We start from the raw sequence: 17,940 nt of genomic DNA on the forward strand, positions 1-17,940 counted from the left end.
CCTCTCCTGCTGTGAAATATCACCTTTTGCACTTTTAAAAAAGATATCTGCAGGCAAACGCAGGTGGAAAACGCCGATTTTATTACGGCTAAAAGTTGACAGCTGAAAAGGCTGTCACACATAATGAAAAAAAACTTCACTCGAATTTCTAAAAGCGAAAGGAATCAGGGAATGGCAGAACGTACACCCTCCATCGAAACGACCGTTACCGAGCAAAAGCGATATTTTTTAAGCGGGTCAACACTCGCTGTTGAAAATCGTCTGGAACAGCTCAACATTCTTAAGAATGCTGTAAAAAAATATGAACGGGACATACTCGAGGCCCTTCAGAAAGACCTTAATAAATCAGAGCACGAAGCCTATATGACGGAAATCGGCATTGTACTGGAAGAAATCCGCTTCATCAGCAGACGACTAAAAAAATGGGCCAAGCCGAAAAAGGCCAAAACGGCCGTCTCGCACATCGGTTCAAAAAGCATCGTCATTGCGGAGCCTTATGGCACGGTCCTGATCATCGCGCCATGGAACTATCCGTTTCAGCTTGCCGTTTCGCCTCTGATCGGCGCACTTGCTGCGGGGAATACGGCCGTCATCAAACCGTCAGAGCTTGCTCCCGCTGTATCCAGCGTCATATCCAAGATGCTTAAAGAAATCTTTCCCCCCGAATATGTATCCGTTATTGAGGGCGGGGTGGAGACGAATCAAGAGCTTTTGCGGCAAAAATTTGACTATATCTTTTTTACAGGCAGTGTTCCCGTGGGCAAAGTCGTCATGGAAGCCGCAGCAAAACAGCTCATTCCAGTCACACTTGAGCTTGGCGGAAAAAGCCCCTGCATCGTGCACAAGGATGCTGATCTTAAGCTTGCAGCTCAAAGGATTGTTTTCGGAAAGCTGACAAACGCAGGACAGACGTGCATTGCGCCTGATTATCTGCTCGTACACAAAGATGTGAAAAGCGGGCTGTTGCACGCTCTGAAGCAATCGATCCAAACATTTTACGGAAAAGCGCCGGAAAGCCATCCGGCGTACGGAAAAATCATAAGCGAACGTCATTTCGAACGGTTACTCCGCTTTTTACACAACGAGAATATCGTAACAGGCGGAACGTATCAAAAAGACGCACTTAAAATTGCTCCGGCCATTATCGATGAACCCGACTGGGAATCGCCGATCATGCAGGAAGAGATTTTCGGGCCGCTCCTTCCTGTCATCGGCTATGAAACAATCGAAGACGTTATCCAAATGGTTCAAAGCCGCCCTAAACCGCTCGCGCTCTATTTGTTTACGAATGAAAAACCGGTACAGAAGCACATCCTCAGCCGGATTTCATTTGGCGGGGGATGCATCAATGACACGCTGATGCACACAGCCACACCTTACCTCCCCTTCGGCGGCGTAGGCGAAAGCGGAATCGGAAGTTACCATGGGTATCACAGCTTTAAGACGTTTTCCCACGAGAAAAGCGTTTTAAAACAGACAAACCTGTTTGACATTTCATTCCGTTACCCTTCATCAAAAAACGGGCTGCGAATCATCAAAAAACTTCTCAGGTAGATAGGAGCCAGACAAACGAAGAACCGCTTATTTTAGCGGTTCTCGCGATTTTAAAGATTCGGAAGGGACCAATCAATCGGCTCATCACCGATTTGTTCCAAATACTGATTGGCTCTTGAAAACGGTCTGCTCCCGAAAAACCCGTTTCTAGCCGAGAATGGGCTCGGATGCGGCGACTGGATAATGAAATGCTTGGATGTATCGATTCGCTCTTTTTTCATTTGGGCATGCCGGCCCCAGAGAATAAAAACGACCGGCTTATCTCTTTTGTTTAAAACATCTATGATACTGTCTGTCAGCTGTTCCCACCCTTTTCCTTTATGCGAATTTGCCTGGCCCCGTCTCACAGTCAAAACGGTGTTCAGCAGCAGAACGCCTTGCTTGGCCCAACTGACGAGAGAACCGTGATTAGGGATGTCGGCGCCAATGTCATTCTGCAATTCTATAAAGATATTTTTCAAAGAAGGCGGCGGATTGACACCGGGTTGTACGGAAAAGCTTAAGCCATGGGCCTGCCCCGGGCCATGATACGGATCCTGGCCGAGAATCACGACTTTAACATTTTCATAGGAAGTATAATGCAAAGCATTGTATATATCGTTCGGTTCAGGATATACGGTGTGCTCTGCATACTCCCTTTTCAGCATTTCCCTCAGTTCTTGATAGTAAGGCTTATTAAACTCGTCCTTCAGCTGCTGCCACCAGCTGTCATTCAAAATCTGTTTCAATGTTCAGGCCTCCTTAACTCAATTGTCTTGCAGCGGAAAGCCTGGATGCGACCGGTTTTCCGTCCCAGACGATTTCGCTTTCCGCTTCCCTTTTTTTCATAGCAGGTTCTTCGAGAAGTACGAAAAAGTTCTTTGTCGGAAGCTTGCCAAGCTGATGCTTTTCACTCAAGACATCCAAATAATACTGTCTCATTCCGCCAAGATCTCCGGATTGGTTGTCACCCTGATCTGAAAACGCATAGATGACGCTTGCAAAAGGAACCCTTTTCACGCGAAAGCGCTCAGCTGCTCTCAGGAAAAAGTCCCAATCCCAATAATTGTGGACAGCAGGATCAAAATAGCCGATCTCGTTATGAAGAGACCGTTTGTACATACTCCCTGAAGGAACATATGTAGAAAACTTCCTCATTTCATCCAAGTTAAAGGAATACGCAAAAAGATAACGGCTTGTCGGAATTCTTTTATCCTCTTTTTCTTCGAAAGACACAATCTCAGCATCCGAATAAACAAAATCGGCGGTCTCCAGCGCATTCAACATTCTTTCCATATGGCACGGAGTGAAAAAATCATCATCATCACACAGCATAATAACATCTCCGGAAGCTTCTTTCACCCCTATATTTCTCGCTTTTACATGCTTCACGTTTTCTTTCAGATGGATAACTCTGATCGGAAGGTCTGAATAAAGGCGCTCAACAAAGTCGACGCTCTCCCCGGCATCATTAACAATAATGACTTCAAACGGTGCAACAGACTGTTTTGTAATGGATTCAAGCAATTCGCACAAAGCGGTGACCCGGTTGTGCGTGACAACTACGATAGATATGTTCATATTTGTGATATACGCTCCTTCTTATTTCATTCTAAACATATTAAATCATAATGCGAATAATTTCACATGGATCAAAAGATGGTTTGGTTTTTTATGCCAATCCATTCACGAAATTTGGCAGAGGACCGCTGCACTATAAAGCGGCAGCCATTTCATTGTGATCTTGCGAAAAGCTGTCTATAATAAGTAATAAACCAACTTTGGATGGAATCTCTTATCGTGGAGGATTGACTGAACATGACAATGCACAAAGCACTGACAATCGCCGGCTCTGACTCAAGCGGAGGCGCCGGCATTCAGGCGGACTTAAAAACGTTCCAAGAAAAGAACGTCTATGGAATGACGGCCCTTACGGTTGTTGTCGCCATGGATCCTGAGAACAACTGGAATCACCAGGTATTCCCAGTTGATACAGAAGTCATCCGCGCCCAGCTGTCGACGATTGTGGACGGCATCGGGGTAGATGCGATGAAAACGGGCATGCTTCCGACCGTTGATATCATTGAATTGGCGGCAGACACAATCAAGAAGCACAGCATGAAAAATGTCGTCATTGATCCCGTTATGGTATGTAAAGGAGCAAATGAAGTGCTGTATCCCGAACACGCAAAGGCTTTAAGAGAGCTTTTGGCTCCGCTTGCCACGGTCATTACGCCAAACCTTTTTGAAGCCGGCCAGCTCAGCGGACTTGGAGAAATTAAAACGGTTGAGCAAATGAAGGAAGCGGCAAAAGTCATTCACGGCCTCGGCGCTGAACACGTCCTCATTACAGGAGGAGGCAAACTGAATCACGAAAAAGCGGTAGATGTATTATTTGACGGCCGGGATGCAGAAGTCATCGAAGGAGAAAGAATTGAAACTCCATACACGCACGGGGCGGGCTGCACCTATTCCGCAGCGATTACGGCTGAACTCGCCAAAGGTTCAAATGTAAAAGAAGCCATTTATTCTGCAAAAACATTTATTACGGAAGCCATCCGCGAATCATTCCGTTTGAATCAATACGTCGGGCCGACGAAGCACTCCGCTTTACGGCTCAGTGGCAAATAAAAGCCAGCCCCATTAAAAGGGGCTGGCTTTTATTTAGCTTTCGCGTTTGATCGTTCTTGCAGTTGATCTTAAGAAAGTCTCGATCGATTCCACAAAAAGAGCATATTCTTTCATTTGTTCATAAGTGTCTTGAAGTTTCTTTTGTATTTCTTCATCATCCGGAATTGTTTTATCTTCAATACCGCCGATCAGCTTCTTCATCTGAAGGAGCAAACCATTGTATTCCTCTCTCGTATCCTCAATATGATCCGCCATTTTTTTCAAACGCACAGCTGTCAACTTCTGCTGGTTTTGATCCAAAAAAACAACCCCTTTTTCACTGCACTCTCTCTAAAAAAAGCATATCATAAAGGGGTTGTACAGAAAATAGCAAACCGCACCCTTTATGCCACCGTCCAGGATGTTACATTCACTATGATTTCTTTTCTGGCACCGATCCAAACATCATTATTTCCCGGGTAAGGAAAATATCTTGCCGTAAAGACTTCCTCTCCCCCATTGACGAAGATTTCAATCGCAGACGCGTCTAAAAAGATGTTTAAATCGCGGAGCTCATGCAAACGACAATGTCTGGCTTCCGTTCTTTCATCAACATAGCTGTTTCTTTCCAAAGTTATGATGCCGTCAGCTTTATTGTAAATGAGTCGCGCGGCACCCCTGAAGGAAATCTCAAAGCTGTCTTCAATAAGTTGCGGGCTGATGAAAAGCTCGGTTTTGTCCGGTTGAACAATGTCCAGTTTTTCGGTGCCTTGATTAAGTGATATTGCTGCGCGTTTTTCGTTTTGGCGGAGCGTTCTAAGCTCCGCGACCGGTTTTTGAACGATTTTATCGTTTTGCAAATGCAATTCCCTCGGCAATGTCATACAGTGCACCCATTGATGCTGAATCGTCGGCTGGCTCTGTTCATCCTGGTCTGGAACACCCATCCAGGCAACCAGTATCCTCCGGCCTGATTCGTCTTTTGTCGTCTGCGGCGCATAAAAATCAAAGCCGCGGTCAAGCTCTTCAAAGTCTCCGTGTGTAAAACCCGGTTTCTGCTCGTTCAATTCACCGACAAAATAACCTGACTGATAGACGTTTTGGTAGCGCATCTCTTTTGCTTCAAGGCCTTGCGGACAGACAATTAAGACGTCTTTGCCGTTTAGTTCGAACATGTCAGGGCATTCCCACATATAGCCGAATTCCCCGAGCTGATCTGTATTTGAACCTGTGATGTCGCCAAGGAACTGCCAGTCTTTCAAATTATCCGATTGAAACAGAACGGCTCTGCCCTCAAGTTTTTCAGTCTGGGCGCCGAGCACCATGTACCAGCTGCCACTCTTTTTCCATACTTTCGGATCGCGGAAATGAGCCGTGTATCCTTTCGGAAGCCTTGCAACAACCCCCTGTTTTTCAAACGAGATGCCGTCTTTCGAGACGGCGAGACATTGATAGGTCTCCCTATTTCCCTCGTCATCTCTGACATTCCCCGTATAAAACAGGTGGAGCACATTATTTTCAGCGATCGCGCTTCCTGAATAACAGCCGTTTTTATCAAACCAGTCGCTCGGCGTGAGGGCGATCTCTTCATGCCGCCAGTTCACGAGATCTGTTGAAGAGTAGTGCCCCCACAGCTTTGCACCGTGCCCCGTTTTAAAAGGCATCCACTGATAAAAAAGATGGTAAACTCCCTTCCACTGAATGAACCCGTTCGGATCATTCAGCAGTCCGACAGGAGGCATGATGTGATAATGCAGCCGATAGGGATCAAGGTTTACAATATCCCGGTATTCTTCAACCCGGTTTATTGCCTTTTGACGAAGCTCCTGATCTTGATTCATCGTTTTCCCCTCCTTCCGTCACTTTTTCTCGTCTTCATTAATTCCTAAGATAAAGGCTGTGATAAACGCGACAGACACAGAGATCGCCATTCCGATTAAATAATGGATCAGGTTGCCCATTCCAAGCGGGGCAACAATCGCAATCATCGGTATTCCCGTCAAACCGTAGGCGTTTGCCGCAACATTCATAAAGACAACGTATGCAGCACCGAGCGCTCCACCGGCCATTGCCGCGATAAACGGCTTGCGGTAACGGAGGTTAACACCGAAAATAACAGGTTCGGTAATGCCGAGAAAAGAAGAGAAAGCAGCAGGTAAAGCGATTTCTTTTGTTTTTGCGCGCTTTGCCAAAAAGAATACGGCAAGTCCGGCCCCGCCTTGGGCGACATTGGACATAGACCAGATCGGAAGCAGGTAGTTCCTGCCGATATCAGCGATAAGGCCGGCCTCAATCGCGTGGAAACTGTGGTGAACACCAGTTAAAACGATCAGCGAGTATGTTCCTCCGAAAATCAGTCCGGCAACAGGTCCGGCAAGATCATACACATAAGTTAAAACGTTCGTGATCCCTGTACCAAGCATTCTTCCTAAAGGACCGATTGCGATAAAGGCAATAAATCCCGTTGAAATAATCGTGACAAACGGTGTCACTAAAAGATCGATCGCGTTTGGAACAATTTTTCTTACGCCTTTTTCGATTTTACTCATCACATACACGGCAAGCAAAATTGGAACAACGGTTCCTTGATAGCCCAGCATCTCGATTTTGAGCCCGTAAAAGTTCATCACATCCGGTGATGCAGTTGCCAATCCCCAAGGATTGAACAAGCTCGGGTGAATTAAAATACCTCCAAGTACAGCCCCCAGGTAAGGATTGCTGCCAAATTCTTTCGCAGCACTGACACCGATCAAGATCGGAAGGATAATAAATGCCGCGCTTGAGAACATATCAAGCATTTTATACAGCGCTGCATCAGGATCGACCCACTGAAATGCCTTCATCATCCCCAACAGCCCCATTAATAAACCGCTTGCAACAATGGCCGGGATGATGGGCACGAAAATATTTGACAGCGTTTTCGCGAATCGCGCTAAAGGATTCATTTTTCCCTTTGCGGCATCGCTGTGCTGAACCGTTTCCTTTTGGTCAAGATTCAGCTCTTTGGCAAACTGTTCATACACTTTATTAACAAGTCCTGTTCCGAAAATAATCTGGTATTGGCCAGAGCTCGAAAAGGCTCCTTTTACACCTTCCAGCTCTTCGACCTTTTCCTGGTCGATTTTCGCTTCGTCCTTGATCACCAAACGAAGCCTTGTCGCACAATGAGCTGCACTGATGACATTATCTTCTCCGCCAAGAAGCTGTATAAGACGTACGGCGATTTCTTTGTGATTCATGATGACTCCTCCTTTTTTTTTAAAAAAAAGCAGAAAAGACCTAAAATTCACCAACGAATGGCGGATAGATTCTCCCCATTCATCTAGCAAATTTTAGGTCTTGCCTGCTTTACCAGTCACAATCCCCGGTATTTATTTTTTAATACGCTTTCATTTTATTATGTGATAACGCTTTCGTCAACTACTTTTTTATTTTCTGTGAAAATCGACCTAAAAAAAGCCTGATCGCGCGTTATCAGGCGGTATTACCTATAGGAATCATTTAAACGCTGGACATGCAGCGTAATATATCCGACTTCCGATTCCGGAAGATGAAGATCATATTCAGTTTTCACGTAATCCGCCAGCCCTGCCGCACACTGGTAGCTTCCAGGATACTTTTTCCGGATGAAATAAAGCATGTCATCGTCCATGACATGAAACGCTTCATTTGATTCCAGCCTGTTGATGGCATACCTGAGATGCGTGACAAGACGCTGATATGAGATGCTGTTTTCGTCAATCTTCTGATTGAAACAGCATTCGATTTTTTCTATCAATTCTTTGATGATGTTTGTGTATTTAAGCGTCTTCTGCATGTTTTCCGCATCCATTTTTGCGGTATGAATATGCAGCGCAATATAACCCGCTTCATCATCAGGCAATTCGACTTTCAATTTTTCTTTGACCAAATCGATTGCCCAGAGTCCGATCTCATATTCTTTTTTATAAAGCGCTTTGATTTCATTTAATAATTTATTTTGAATGACGAATCCTTTGCGGACTCGCTCGATCGCAAATGACAAATGATCCACAAGGGCGATGTGGATATGATCACTCAACGGTGCGGACAGCCGCCCTTCCGCATAGCTGATGATCTCTTCGGCAGCTTCAATATGTTCTTCCGGAAGTGTTTCGAGGATTTGTTTAAACTTTTCATTTTCTTCATGAATGGTAAAAATTTTTTCTACCTTGTTTCTTGGAATGGTATCGTTTTTGCCTTTTTGAAAAGCGATACCAGGCCCCATGACAATTTTTTCTTGACCATCCTCCTTTATGATTGCTGCATTGTTGTTCAATACTTTATAGATTTTCAAAGCCGTCACCCACTTCCCGTTATGAGTGGGATTTTACCTTGTTTAAGTTCCCGTGTAAAGAGTTGGTCCGGCTCTTACCCTCTTCACCGCTTTTTGGCAAACAGCCCGGTTGGGTTCTGTCGTAAAACTGCCGGGCATCGCTCTCTTACAGCCCGACATCCGCTCTGTTGATTCTTCTCTTTTTTCCGAAAAGCCGCCTGCCTGATAAGCATCGGCAGCCTGATATGTACCGCCGGCGAACGCCATCACCTTCATTTGAGTCTCTCTGACAGGCACCACCGCATTCAGCAGCACGGCCGTCCATAATTTTAAAAATGATATCAAACCTTTCATACCGATCCCCTCCAGTTTCGTTGTGGTAAAACTAGCAACTCTATTAAACTTTCTTGCTCTATCTTATCCCAGCAAAATGAAAATGTTTGTCACAATGTGTGTGCAAAATGATTCTAGTTTTTAGAAGTTTTGTTGAAAACTGATGGAAACGCATGATTCAACGGAAACAAACCATGAATGTAACTTACTCACAGCTTATCCTAAGGATAAACACATATTACCCACAGGGTATATCCACATATCCACATATTTATTCAACATTTAGTATAAGAACGTATATTCCCTACAATATCTATACACAAGTTTATTCACTTATACACAGTAAATTGTGCATAAATCTAAAGACATCCACTCCAATACATTGAATCTTTGAAAATTATTTCTATATATAGAAGGATTTTTTTAAAACTGAGAGAATATTTTAAAAGTTCGAAACTCTAAGGATTACAAAGAAACCATTTATCCGTAAGGGGGAAAACAGATTGAGAAAAAGTATCATGCGCTATTTCGTTATGGCTTTTATTCTATTATTTTCGTTATCCACATTCCTCACCGGAGTGCAGGCAACATCCGTTCCCGATCAAAAGTCGCCTGAACTTGAGAAAGCTGAAATCTACGGTGATATTGATGTGACGTCTGATAAACAGACAACAGTTATTGTGGAGCTGAAAGAAAAGTCGCTTGCCGAAGCAAAAGCGGATGGGGAAAAGCAAACGAAAGCTTCTTTAAAAACCGCTCGCAGCAAAGCGAAAAACAGTGCGCTGAAAACACTCAAAAAAGCGAAAATAAACCGCGAATACGACCGTGTATTTTCGGGTTTTTCAATGAAACTGCCGGCCAGTGAAATTCCGAAGCTGCTCGCCGTCAAGGAAGTAAAAGCGGTTTATCCGAACGCAGCTTACAAACCTGACAGCATAAAAGGAAAAGACGTGACACTTGCAGCGGATGCCATTTATCCACAGATGGATAAAAGTGCACCGTACATCGGAGCAGATCAGGCATGGAAATCAGGCTATACCGGTAAAGGCATTAAGGTAGCTGTCATTGACACGGGTGTGGATTACACACATCCTGACTTAAAGAAAAATTTCGGCCCATATAAGGGGTATGACTTTGTGGATAATGACTATGATCCACAAGAAACACCGGCAGGCGACCCGCGCGGAGAAGCGACTGATCACGGCACCCATGTTGCGGGGACCATCGCCGCGAACGGTCAGATTAAAGGGGTGGCGCCTGAAGCAACGCTTCTTGCTTACCGTGTGCTCGGCCCCGGCGGCTCAGGAACAACCGAGAACGTGATTGCAGGCATTGAAAAAGCCGTCGCGGACGGAGCAAAAGTGATGAACCTCTCATTGGGCAATTCACTGAACAGCCCTGATTATGCAACAAGCATCGCACTGGACTGGGCGATGGCCGAAGGAGTTGTCGCCGTTACGTCAAACGGAAACAGCGGACCGGAAAACTGGACGGTCGGCTCGCCGGGAACTTCAAGGGATGCGATTTCCGTCGGCGCCTCGCAGCTTCCATATAATGAATATTCTGTGAGGCTTCCTTCGTATTCGTCAGCAAAAGTGATGGGATACCAGGAGGAAAAAGATCTTGAAGCTTTGAACGGTCAAGACGTGGAACTTGTTGAAGCTGGGATCGGACAAGCTGACGATTTCAAAGGCAAAGATGTGAAAGGAAAAGTAGCGGTTATCCAGAGAGGCGTCATTCCATTTGTGGATAAGGCCGAAAACGCCAAAAACGCCGGCGCTGTCGGAGCCGTGATTTACAATAATGTAACAGGGGAAATCGAGGCCAACGTTATGGGGATGGCCGTACCGACTGTCAAATTGTCGAAAGAAGAGGGCGAAAAGCTTGTTCAGCAGATCAAAGAAGGGGAACGCTCTGCTGTCTTTTCTTTCAAATTGGACAAAAAGCTCGGGGAAACGATTGCCTCCTTCTCGTCGCGCGGACCTGTCATGGATACATGGATGATTAAACCTGACGTTTCAGCGCCAGGCGTCAATATCGTCAGCACCATTCCGACCCACGATCCGAAAAACCCTCACGGTTACGGTTCAAAGCAGGGTACAAGCATGGCTTCCCCGCATGTCGCGGGAACGGCAGCCCTATTAAAGCAGGCCAAACCGGATTGGACGCCAGAGCAAATCAAAGGCGTGCTGATGAATACGGCGGAAAAATTGACGGATGAAAACGGAAAGCCTCTCCCTCACAATACGCAAGGAGCGGGCAGCATCCGCATCATCGAGGCCCTTCATGCTTCATCAATTGTAACGCCGGGCAGCCACTCATACGGAACGTTCCTGAAAGACAAAGGAAAACAAACGAAAAAACAAGCGTTCACAATTGAAAACCTTTCTTCATTCAGAAAAGCCTATCAGCTCGAATACTCCTTTAAAGGAGCGGGCATCACGGTATCAGGAACGGAACGAGTCGTGGTACCGGCCCATCAAACAGGTAAAGCAACGGCAAAAGTAACCGTCAATTCCGCCAAAACGAAAGCAGGCACATATGAAGGCACGGTTTACGTCCGTGAAGGAGGCAGAAAAGTCGCCGAAATTCCGCTCCTGTTGATCGTCAAAGAGCCTGACTACCCGCGCGTCACATCCGTAACGGTTGAACCGGGGGCAAAGCAGGGTGCTTACACGATCGAAGCCTACCTGCCGGGCGGGGCTGAAGAGCTCGCATTTCTCGTCTATGATGAAAATCTGAACCTTCTCGGGCAGGCCGGCGTTTATAAAAACCAAGGCAAAGGCTATCAATCTTATCAATGGAACGGCAAAATCAATGACGCCGCAACCCTTAAGTCCGGAAAATACTATATGCTAGCCTATGCGTCCGCCAAAGGAAAATCAAGCTACATTCTGACGGAAGACCCTTTTATCGTCGAATAATGACAAGCCTTGTTGAGAACCACTCAACAAGGCTTTTATATGTTAAAATACGGATAATGCGTTCAGGAGAAGCTCTCCCTTCTCTTCAAAACGTGAAAAAAGCAATCGGAGGACATCGTATATATGCTTTCTTTTATCGTATTATTCGGCTTATCCTTCCTTATTGTCTGCTTTATATTTTTCACGATTTTGTACTTCGCCGTCAACCTGCAGAAGCGCGAGCCCAAGCCTTTTCAAAAAGCAACGGAGCAAACCGTCGATACCGTCATCCTCGTTCCGCTCAGCTGGCTGTTTACCGCTTTATACATATGCATTCTGTTTATTCTTTTCCCGATCCGCCATTTTCTCGATTTTTTTCAGCAAAAACGTTAAATTGACTGATGAAACGCTTCGGCCAGCAGCCGGTAAGATTCCAGCCTGTCTTGAAAATCGTGGGTGATCGTCACCGCCATGATTTCATCCGTTCCGTAAGCGCCGGCCAGTTCAAGCAGCTGTTCCTTCACCTGCCGCGGCGTCCCGATGACCATCCGTTTTCGATTGTCTTCCACTCTCTTTCTTTCATAAGGAGAATATTGATATGACAGCGCCGTTTCCAATGATGGAAAGCCTTCGGTCACTATCCCCTGTTCATTGGCTAATAAAGAGAAATCCAAGCTTTTTGCAAGGTTCTCCGCTTTCTCTTCTGTCTCAGCGCAAATCACAAATACAGCAATGATCACGTTTGGCTGTTCACCCAATACAGAAGGTTCGAACCTCTCTTTGTAAAGTCTGGCCGCCTCTTCTCCGCCTTCGCCGTTAATAAATTGGGCAAATGTATACGATGCCCCTGTTTGGGCGGCAAGCCTCGCGCTTTCCCCTGAGGAGCCGAGCAGCCAGACAGCGGGCGCTGCGGCCACGTTCGGCGATGCGATCAAGTTGGGAAAGCGGTGGTGTTCATCGGCTTGATCGTGTAAATATGTGACGAGATCCTGAATTTGTTCGGGATATTGGTCAGTCATCCGTCTTCCTCCATTTTGAAGAGCCATGGAAGCGATCGGCATCCCTCCCGGAGCACGTCCGACACCGAGATCAATCCTTCCGGGCGCAAGTCCTTCCAAGACGCGGAAGTTTTCTGCCACCTTGTAGGCGCTGTAATGGGGAAGCATGACGCCGCCGGATCCTATACGGATCTTCTCTGTTTTAGCCGCAAGATAACCGATCAGAACCTCCGGACTTGATCCTGCCAAGTTTCTTGAAAAATGGTGCTCAGAAACCCAAAATCTCTTGTATCCGAGGCGCTCCGCCGCTTGCGCGAGCTCCACCGTATGCTGTAAAGCCTGTTCAGGTGTGCTTCCTTCAGAAACGGGAGTCTGATCAAGTATGCTTAATGACAACATCTTTTTCACCCCAAGTCTTCGTTTACTTTTCCTGCGCAAAAAGAAATAATAGTATCATGGATAAACCTAAAGGAGCTCCTAATACTGATGAATGAGACGAAGCAAAAAACGCACCCGCCAGTCGTAGAAGAACGCTTTGCAAAAGGCTGTTTATTCGGAATCCTTTTCAGTCTTCCCTTTTGGCTGATGTTTTATCTTTTCCTTCAATACATGCTGACAAGATAAGTCCCCTCCGAGTCGGAGGGGACGTTCCTTACCTTTTGTTCAAACCTTTTCCTTTAACGAATTCATTCATATACGCACGCGGCGGCTTTCTGAGGCTGCCGGTGATCTGGTCTGTCCATTTGTCAGACCGTTTGCCGTCTGTCCGCTTTTGATAATAGTTTGAAATCGTTTCGTCATATGCGGACATATGTTTTTTAAACTCGGCTTCGTCCGCTTGATAGGCATTTTCATGATAAATGTGATCAAGCGGCAGACGCGGCTTTTTATCCGACAGGTTGGCCGGATGGCCGACGACAAGCCCGAACAGCGGCAGAACGTATTCAGGTGTTTCCAGAAGCCCGGAGACTTCGTTCAAGTTATTGCGAATCCCGCCGATATAGCAGATGCCGAGGCCCATTGATTCGGCCGCTATTGACATATTTTGAGCGGCAAGAGCTGCATCGATGACGCTGACCATAAAGGTCTCCGTCCCTTCAAGAGAAGCTGTGATATCTACACCCTTTTCCCGGGCCATTTTGTCATGCCGGTAAAGGTCTGCGCAAAATACAAACAGATGGCCGTTTTTTTCAACATATGGCTGATTTCCGGCCAATTCCGCAAGCTTGCGCTTCTTGTCCGGGTCGGTGACACCGATGATTGAATAAGCTTGAATATAGCTGGACGTCGATGCGCTTTGAGCGCTCTCCACAAGCAGGCGAACCTCTTCTTCGGTCAGGAGCTGATCTGTAAAAGACCTGATCGAACGGTGATTTAAAATAGTTTCAATCGTTTTATTCATCCTTTTACCTCCTCAACCTTTATCATATCCAATATCTGCTTTTCCCTAAAGCAAAACGGTTTGGCGGACTGCAGATGGATTCAATTTCATATGGTAAAATGATAGAATCGTCTTACAATTTTTGAAGCGGAAAGGGAGATGACGGTGAAGTCCGTAATTGAAGAATTAGATGCATTATATCCGGAAATGATCGAACTCAGGAGACATTTTCACCAATATCCGGAGCTTTCCCACCGCGAGGTCAATACACCGCGCACCATTGCAAATTACTTGGAAAACCTCGGGATTGACGTGAGAACAAATGTCGGCGGCCAAGGGGTCATCGGTCATATTAGAGGCGGCCGCCCCGGCAAGACGGTCGCCTTGAGAGCCGATTTCGACGCTCTGCCATTACAGGATCAAAAAAATGTTCCGTACCGGTCAACTGTCCCCGGCGTCATGCACGCTTGCGGACACGATGCTCACACGTCGGCTCTCCTCACAGCCGCAAAAGCCCTGGCAAAGCATCAAAAAGACTTGAAAGGAAATATCGTGCTGATCCATCAATTCGGTGAAGAGGTCACACCAGGCGGCGCCAAACCGATGATTGAAGCCGGCTGTCTCGAAGGCGTGGATGCCATTTTCGGCACCCACATCTGGGCTCCGATGCCCGTCGGTCAAGTCGGTGTTACATCAGGCCCGATGATGGCAGCCGCTGATAAATTTAAAGTCACGATATCCGGGCGGGGCGGACACGGAGGCGCGCCTCACTTAACGACAGATGCTTTAATAACAGGAGCCTCAGTCGTCAACCATCTCCAGCAAATCGTCAGCCGCAGAATCGATCCGACGGAAGCAGCCGTCTTGTCGATCGGAACGTTTCATTCAGGCCAGGCGTTTAACGTCATCGCCGAAGAAGCGGTCATTGAAGGAACAGTCCGCACCTTTTCAAAGCATGTCCAAGAGACGATCATCGCCGAGATGGAACGCGTCATCAAGGGCGTCTGCGACAGCAACGGCGCTTCATTTTCACTCGATTATGAAAAAGGCTACTCGCCTGTCGTCAACCATGAAAAAGAAACGGACATCGTCCGCCAATGTGCCAATCGAATCGTCGGCCCTGAAGCCGTCATCGAACTCGAACCGAATATGATCGGCGAAGATTTCTCTTATTATCTAGAACATGTCCCTGGATCATTCTTTTTTACCGGCGCGGGCAATCCGCAGACTGGAGCCGTTTACCCGCACCATCACCCGCTGTTTGATATCGATGAAAAAGGCATGCTGAACGCGGCGAAAATTCTTGTGTCGGCAGCTCTCGCATTTTTAAACCAAGATTAAAGACAGCCTGATTCGGCTGTCTTTTTTACTTAAACATATACCCTTTATATTTTGTCAGCTGGCAGCTGGCGTTATAAACGATCGCATAGCCGATCAAAGCAGACAACACAGAGCTCCCTCCGTAGCTGATGAACAGAAGGGGAACGCCCGTAACCGGCATCAATCCGACGTTCATTCCGATATTTTGGAATGTATGGATGACGATCAGCGCCGTATACCCGACACAGAAAAATGACGCAAACTTATTATAAGGATGTATCTTATCGATCAGCACGACAAGCCGGTAAATGAAAAGGAAAAACAGGATGACGACAAAAGTACAGCCAATAAAACCGAAACTTTCCCCGATGACGGCAAAGATGAAATCGGTTTGGCCTTCAGGAACGTAGACTTTCAAATTGTTCATACCCGTTCCGAAGATTTCTCCAGAGCCGATCGCCGTAACGGCCTTTTCGGTCTGATACGTATCGTTCGCGTCCTGCTGGCTCGAATCGACCCATGTCATCACCCGGTTGATCTGATATTGCTGGATGTGCAGCGTATCCTTCGAAAACTCCGGAAAATTGATCACCAAAAACAGAACGAGCAGTACGAGGGTGATTCCTGACCCCGCCACAATCGAAATCAGCTTCCAGTTCACACCTGATAAAAACACCATAACGGCGACAAAGAACATGCAGATACCGGCCGTACCGGCGTCCTGCATTAAAATCAAACCGACCGGAACCGCAGATACCCCTGCGATTTTCAGCAAAAGGTGAACATCCTCCTGCATCGAGCGCGAGCCTTTCGGACTTGCTTTGGAAATCACCGAAGCCAGCATCATAATCAGGCCGATTTTCATAAATTCCGACGGCTGCAGCGTGACCGAACCAAATTGAAACCAGCTTTTCGCTCCTTTGATAATCGGTGCGATCGACGTTGGACTGAACTTTAACACGATCAATGACAAGATGCCGAATAGATATATGTATATGCTGAATTTTTCAAGCTGCTCCAGATCAAAATAGAGAAAGCCGACGATCACCGAAATGCCGAGCAGATAAAAGAACAATTGCTTTGCCGGATAGCCCTTCAGTGAAAAAGACGGCTCTGCAGCGTAAACAGCGATCACACTGATTAAAAAGAACATAGCTAATATAAAAATCAAATCTCCCTGATAATAGGGACTTGTCGTATTTTTCTTCTGACCCATTGTACCCCGCCTTATTTCTTCATCAAAAGCACTAACTTTCATTATAACATGAACAACCGTTCACATTGCGAAAAAGGGTGAATAAAATAACAGCCTGCATGCATCAGGCTGTTATTTGAACATATAGCTTTGATACTTTGTTAACTGGCAGCTTGAATTGTAGACAACCGCGAAGCCGATCAAGGTTGCTACGACTGAGCTTCCTCCATAGCTGACCAAAAGCAGCGGGACGCCGGTCACGGGCATAATGCCGATATTCATTCCGATATTTTGAAAGGTATGAATGACAATTAAAGCGGTAAAGCCCGCACAGAAAAATGAGGCAAACCTGCTGAACGGATGTATTCGGTCTATGAGCACGACAAGCCGGTAAATTAGGAAGAAAAACATAATGACAACAAAAGTGCATCCGACAAACCCGAAGCTCTCGCCGATGACGGCAAAAATAAAGTCTGTTTGCGCCTCAGGTACATAGACTTGAAGATCGCTTACACCATTTCCAAATACTTTCCCCGAACCGATCGCCAGCTGCGCCCTTTCGACCTGCATTTTATCGTCGGCATTCTGTTCGCTCGGATTGACCCAGGTCATGACGCGGTTGATTTGGTATTGTTCAACCCCGAGTGCTCCCGCGACATCGGGAAATTTGATAATGACAAACAAAATCAAAACAATGACTGTAAGACCCGTTCCGAAGATGAGAGAAATCAATTTCCAGTTCACGCCCGACAGGAATACCATCACAAGAATGACAAACGCGACGATTCCGGCTGTACCCGTATCCTGTTCTAAAATCAAGCCGAACGGAACAATGATAATACCGGCGATTTTCAGCAGAAAGATGCAGTCTTCTTTCAACGTACGCTTGCCGACAGGCCCGTTTTTCGACATGAAGGAAGCCAAATACATGATCAGCCCGATTTTCATGAATTCCGACGGCTGCAGCGTAAACCCGGGAAGCATAAACCAGCTTTTGGCACCGTTGATAACCGGCGCAAACCTGTATGATCCGATATATGCCGGACTGAACTTTAACACGATCAGCATCAAAATCCCGAGCAGATAAAAATAAAAGCTGAGCTTTTCAAGCTGCTCCAAATCAAAATAAAGAAACACGATGATGATAAAGGCCCCCAGCAAATAGTAAAGGGACTGTTTCATCGCAAAGGGTTCATTATATTGATTAAACTGCTGAGCGGCGTACACAGCCACAACGCTTATGATAAAAAAGACAATATAGACAAAAATCAAATCCCCCTGATAAAAGGGATTTGTAATATTCTTTTTCTGACTCATTCGAAATCCCGCCCTTATAATATGACACGATGAAATAATCCAGGAAGACGGCATCC

Annotated in this window: 17 protein-coding genes; 6 read left to right on the plus strand and 11 right to left on the minus strand. The window is 46.2% G+C overall.

The genetic code is table 11. From position 1 onward, the window contains the following. The first annotated feature begins 171 nt into the window (after window positions 1–171). Window positions 172–1,554, plus strand: coding sequence for an aldehyde dehydrogenase (locus M1D59_RS20395; RefSeq protein WP_458117644.1), 1,383 nt, complete (start codon window positions 172–174; stop codon window positions 1,552–1,554). Between the two features lie 50 nt (window positions 1,555–1,604). On the opposite strand, the gene M1D59_RS20400 is transcribed toward M1D59_RS20395, so the two are convergent. Together M1D59_RS20400 and M1D59_RS20405 are read right to left on the minus strand one after the other, a co-directional pair. Continuing rightward, window positions 1,605–2,282 carry a uracil-DNA glycosylase gene (locus M1D59_RS20400; protein WP_020453337.1) on the minus strand — a complete coding sequence of 226 codons (678 nt, stop codon included), beginning with the start codon at window positions 2,280–2,282 and terminating at the stop codon, window positions 1,605–1,607. Window positions 2,283–2,295: 13 nt separating this feature from the next. Next, window positions 2,296–3,114 carry a glycosyltransferase family 2 protein gene (locus tag M1D59_RS20405; RefSeq protein WP_224146326.1) on the minus strand — a complete coding sequence of 273 codons (819 nt, stop codon included), beginning with the start codon at window positions 3,112–3,114 and terminating at the stop codon, window positions 2,296–2,298. 237 nt (window positions 3,115–3,351) lie between these two features. Between M1D59_RS20405 and M1D59_RS20410 the strand changes: the two genes are divergently transcribed. Continuing rightward, a complete protein-coding gene (locus M1D59_RS20410) occupies window positions 3,352–4,164 on the plus strand; it encodes a bifunctional hydroxymethylpyrimidine kinase/phosphomethylpyrimidine kinase (RefSeq protein ID WP_020453339.1) in 813 nt (270 codons plus the stop codon). A 33-nt stretch (window positions 4,165–4,197) separates the two neighbouring features. On the opposite strand, the gene M1D59_RS20415 is transcribed toward M1D59_RS20410, so the two are convergent. The 5 genes from M1D59_RS20415 to M1D59_RS20435 all read right to left on the minus strand — a co-directional run bounded on the left by M1D59_RS20415 (window position 4,198) and on the right by M1D59_RS20435 (window position 8,791). After that, complete coding sequence (locus M1D59_RS20415) at window positions 4,198–4,464, minus strand: hypothetical protein (protein ID WP_458117645.1); 267 nt, start codon at window positions 4,462–4,464, stop codon at window positions 4,198–4,200. An 83-nt stretch (window positions 4,465–4,547) separates the two neighbouring features. After that, entirely contained in the window at window positions 4,548–5,984 is a 1,437-nt protein-coding gene (locus tag M1D59_RS20420; RefSeq protein WP_145929965.1) for a sucrose-6-phosphate hydrolase, read from the minus strand. 18 nt (window positions 5,985–6,002) lie between these two features. Further along, window positions 6,003–7,382: a sucrose-specific PTS transporter subunit IIBC gene (locus tag M1D59_RS20425; protein WP_023857021.1), complete on the minus strand. Its 1,380-nt coding sequence runs from the start codon at window positions 7,380–7,382 to the stop codon at window positions 6,003–6,005. Between the two features lie 245 nt (window positions 7,383–7,627). After that, complete coding sequence (locus tag M1D59_RS20430; RefSeq protein ID WP_095291409.1) at window positions 7,628–8,458, minus strand: PRD domain-containing protein; 831 nt, start codon at window positions 8,456–8,458, stop codon at window positions 7,628–7,630. 42 nt (window positions 8,459–8,500) lie between these two features. Next, entirely contained in the window at window positions 8,501–8,791 is a 291-nt protein-coding gene (locus M1D59_RS20435) for a hypothetical protein (RefSeq protein WP_023857019.1), read from the minus strand. A 482-nt stretch (window positions 8,792–9,273) separates the two neighbouring features. Here M1D59_RS20435 and M1D59_RS20440 point away from each other — a divergent pair, with 482 nt between their 5' ends. Together M1D59_RS20440 and M1D59_RS20445 are read left to right on the plus strand one after the other, a co-directional pair. Then, entirely contained in the window at window positions 9,274–11,694 is a 2,421-nt protein-coding gene (locus tag M1D59_RS20440) for a S8 family peptidase (protein WP_023857018.1), read from the plus strand. Between the two features lie 123 nt (window positions 11,695–11,817). Continuing rightward, window positions 11,818–12,066 (plus strand): hypothetical protein, encoded by a 249-nt coding sequence (locus M1D59_RS20445; protein ID WP_023857017.1) that lies wholly within the window; start codon window positions 11,818–11,820, stop codon window positions 12,064–12,066. Here M1D59_RS20445 and M1D59_RS20450 read toward each other — a convergent pair. Further along, window positions 12,063–13,070 carry an LLM class flavin-dependent oxidoreductase gene (locus tag M1D59_RS20450; RefSeq protein WP_025810610.1) on the minus strand — a complete coding sequence of 336 codons (1,008 nt, stop codon included), beginning with the start codon at window positions 13,068–13,070 and terminating at the stop codon, window positions 12,063–12,065. The two genes, M1D59_RS20445 and M1D59_RS20450, sit on opposite strands and share 4 nt — an antisense overlap. Before the next feature lie 87 nt (window positions 13,071–13,157). Between M1D59_RS20450 and M1D59_RS20455 the strand changes: the two genes are divergently transcribed. Next, window positions 13,158–13,295 carry a hypothetical protein gene (locus M1D59_RS20455; protein ID WP_023857015.1) on the plus strand — a complete coding sequence of 46 codons (138 nt, stop codon included), beginning with the start codon at window positions 13,158–13,160 and terminating at the stop codon, window positions 13,293–13,295. Window positions 13,296–13,323: 28 nt separating this feature from the next. On the opposite strand, the gene nfsA is transcribed toward M1D59_RS20455, so the two are convergent. Next, window positions 13,324–14,073: an oxygen-insensitive NADPH nitroreductase gene (gene nfsA / locus M1D59_RS20460; RefSeq protein ID WP_458117646.1), complete on the minus strand. Its 750-nt coding sequence runs from the start codon at window positions 14,071–14,073 to the stop codon at window positions 13,324–13,326. Window positions 14,074–14,217: 144 nt separating this feature from the next. Between nfsA and M1D59_RS20465 the strand changes: the two genes are divergently transcribed. After that, on the plus strand, window positions 14,218–15,393 hold the full coding sequence (locus M1D59_RS20465; protein WP_458117647.1) for an amidohydrolase: 1,176 nt from the start codon (window positions 14,218–14,220) through the stop codon (window positions 15,391–15,393). A gap of 25 nt (window positions 15,394–15,418) precedes the next feature. Here the strand turns inward: M1D59_RS20465 and M1D59_RS20470 are convergent, their stop codons facing one another. Both M1D59_RS20470 and M1D59_RS20475 read right to left on the minus strand, forming a co-directional pair. Further along, the gene (locus M1D59_RS20470) at window positions 15,419–16,588 is read right to left on the minus strand and encodes an FtsW/RodA/SpoVE family cell cycle protein (protein ID WP_023857012.1); all 1,170 of its coding nucleotides are present in this window, start codon (window positions 16,586–16,588) and stop codon (window positions 15,419–15,421) included. Window positions 16,589–16,699: 111 nt separating this feature from the next. Next, a complete protein-coding gene (locus M1D59_RS20475; protein WP_023857011.1) occupies window positions 16,700–17,884 on the minus strand; it encodes an FtsW/RodA/SpoVE family cell cycle protein in 1,185 nt (394 codons plus the stop codon). Window positions 17,885–17,940 lie beyond the last annotated feature (56 nt).

Source organism: Bacillus sp. PK6-026 (assembly GCF_054161455.1).

Coding starts and splice junctions, on each gene's coding strand:
- nfsA (WP_458117646.1), bottom strand. CDS start 14,073: ATGAATAAAACGATTGAAACTATTTTAAATCACCGTTCGATCAGGTCT.
- M1D59_RS20470 (WP_023857012.1), bottom strand. CDS start 16,588: ATGGGTCAGAAGAAAAATACGACAAGTCCCTATTATCAGGGAGATTTG.
- M1D59_RS20420 (WP_145929965.1), bottom strand. CDS start 5,984: ATGAATCAAGATCAGGAGCTTCGTCAAAAGGCAATAAACCGGGTTGAA.
- M1D59_RS20405 (WP_224146326.1), bottom strand. CDS start 3,114: ATGAACATATCTATCGTAGTTGTCACGCACAACCGGGTCACCGCTTTG.
- M1D59_RS20450 (WP_025810610.1), bottom strand. CDS start 13,070: ATGTTGTCATTAAGCATACTTGATCAGACTCCCGTTTCTGAAGGAAGC.
- M1D59_RS20435 (WP_023857019.1), bottom strand. CDS start 8,791: ATGAAAGGTTTGATATCATTTTTAAAATTATGGACGGCCGTGCTGCTG.
- M1D59_RS20425 (WP_023857021.1), bottom strand. CDS start 7,382: ATGAATCACAAAGAAATCGCCGTACGTCTTATACAGCTTCTTGGCGGA.
- M1D59_RS20395 (WP_458117644.1), top strand. CDS start 172: ATGGCAGAACGTACACCCTCCATCGAAACGACCGTTACCGAGCAAAAG.
- M1D59_RS20410 (WP_020453339.1), top strand. CDS start 3,352: ATGACAATGCACAAAGCACTGACAATCGCCGGCTCTGACTCAAGCGGA.
- M1D59_RS20475 (WP_023857011.1), bottom strand. CDS start 17,884: ATGAGTCAGAAAAAGAATATTACAAATCCCTTTTATCAGGGGGATTTG.
- M1D59_RS20445 (WP_023857017.1), top strand. CDS start 11,818: ATGCTTTCTTTTATCGTATTATTCGGCTTATCCTTCCTTATTGTCTGC.
- M1D59_RS20455 (WP_023857015.1), top strand. CDS start 13,158: ATGAATGAGACGAAGCAAAAAACGCACCCGCCAGTCGTAGAAGAACGC.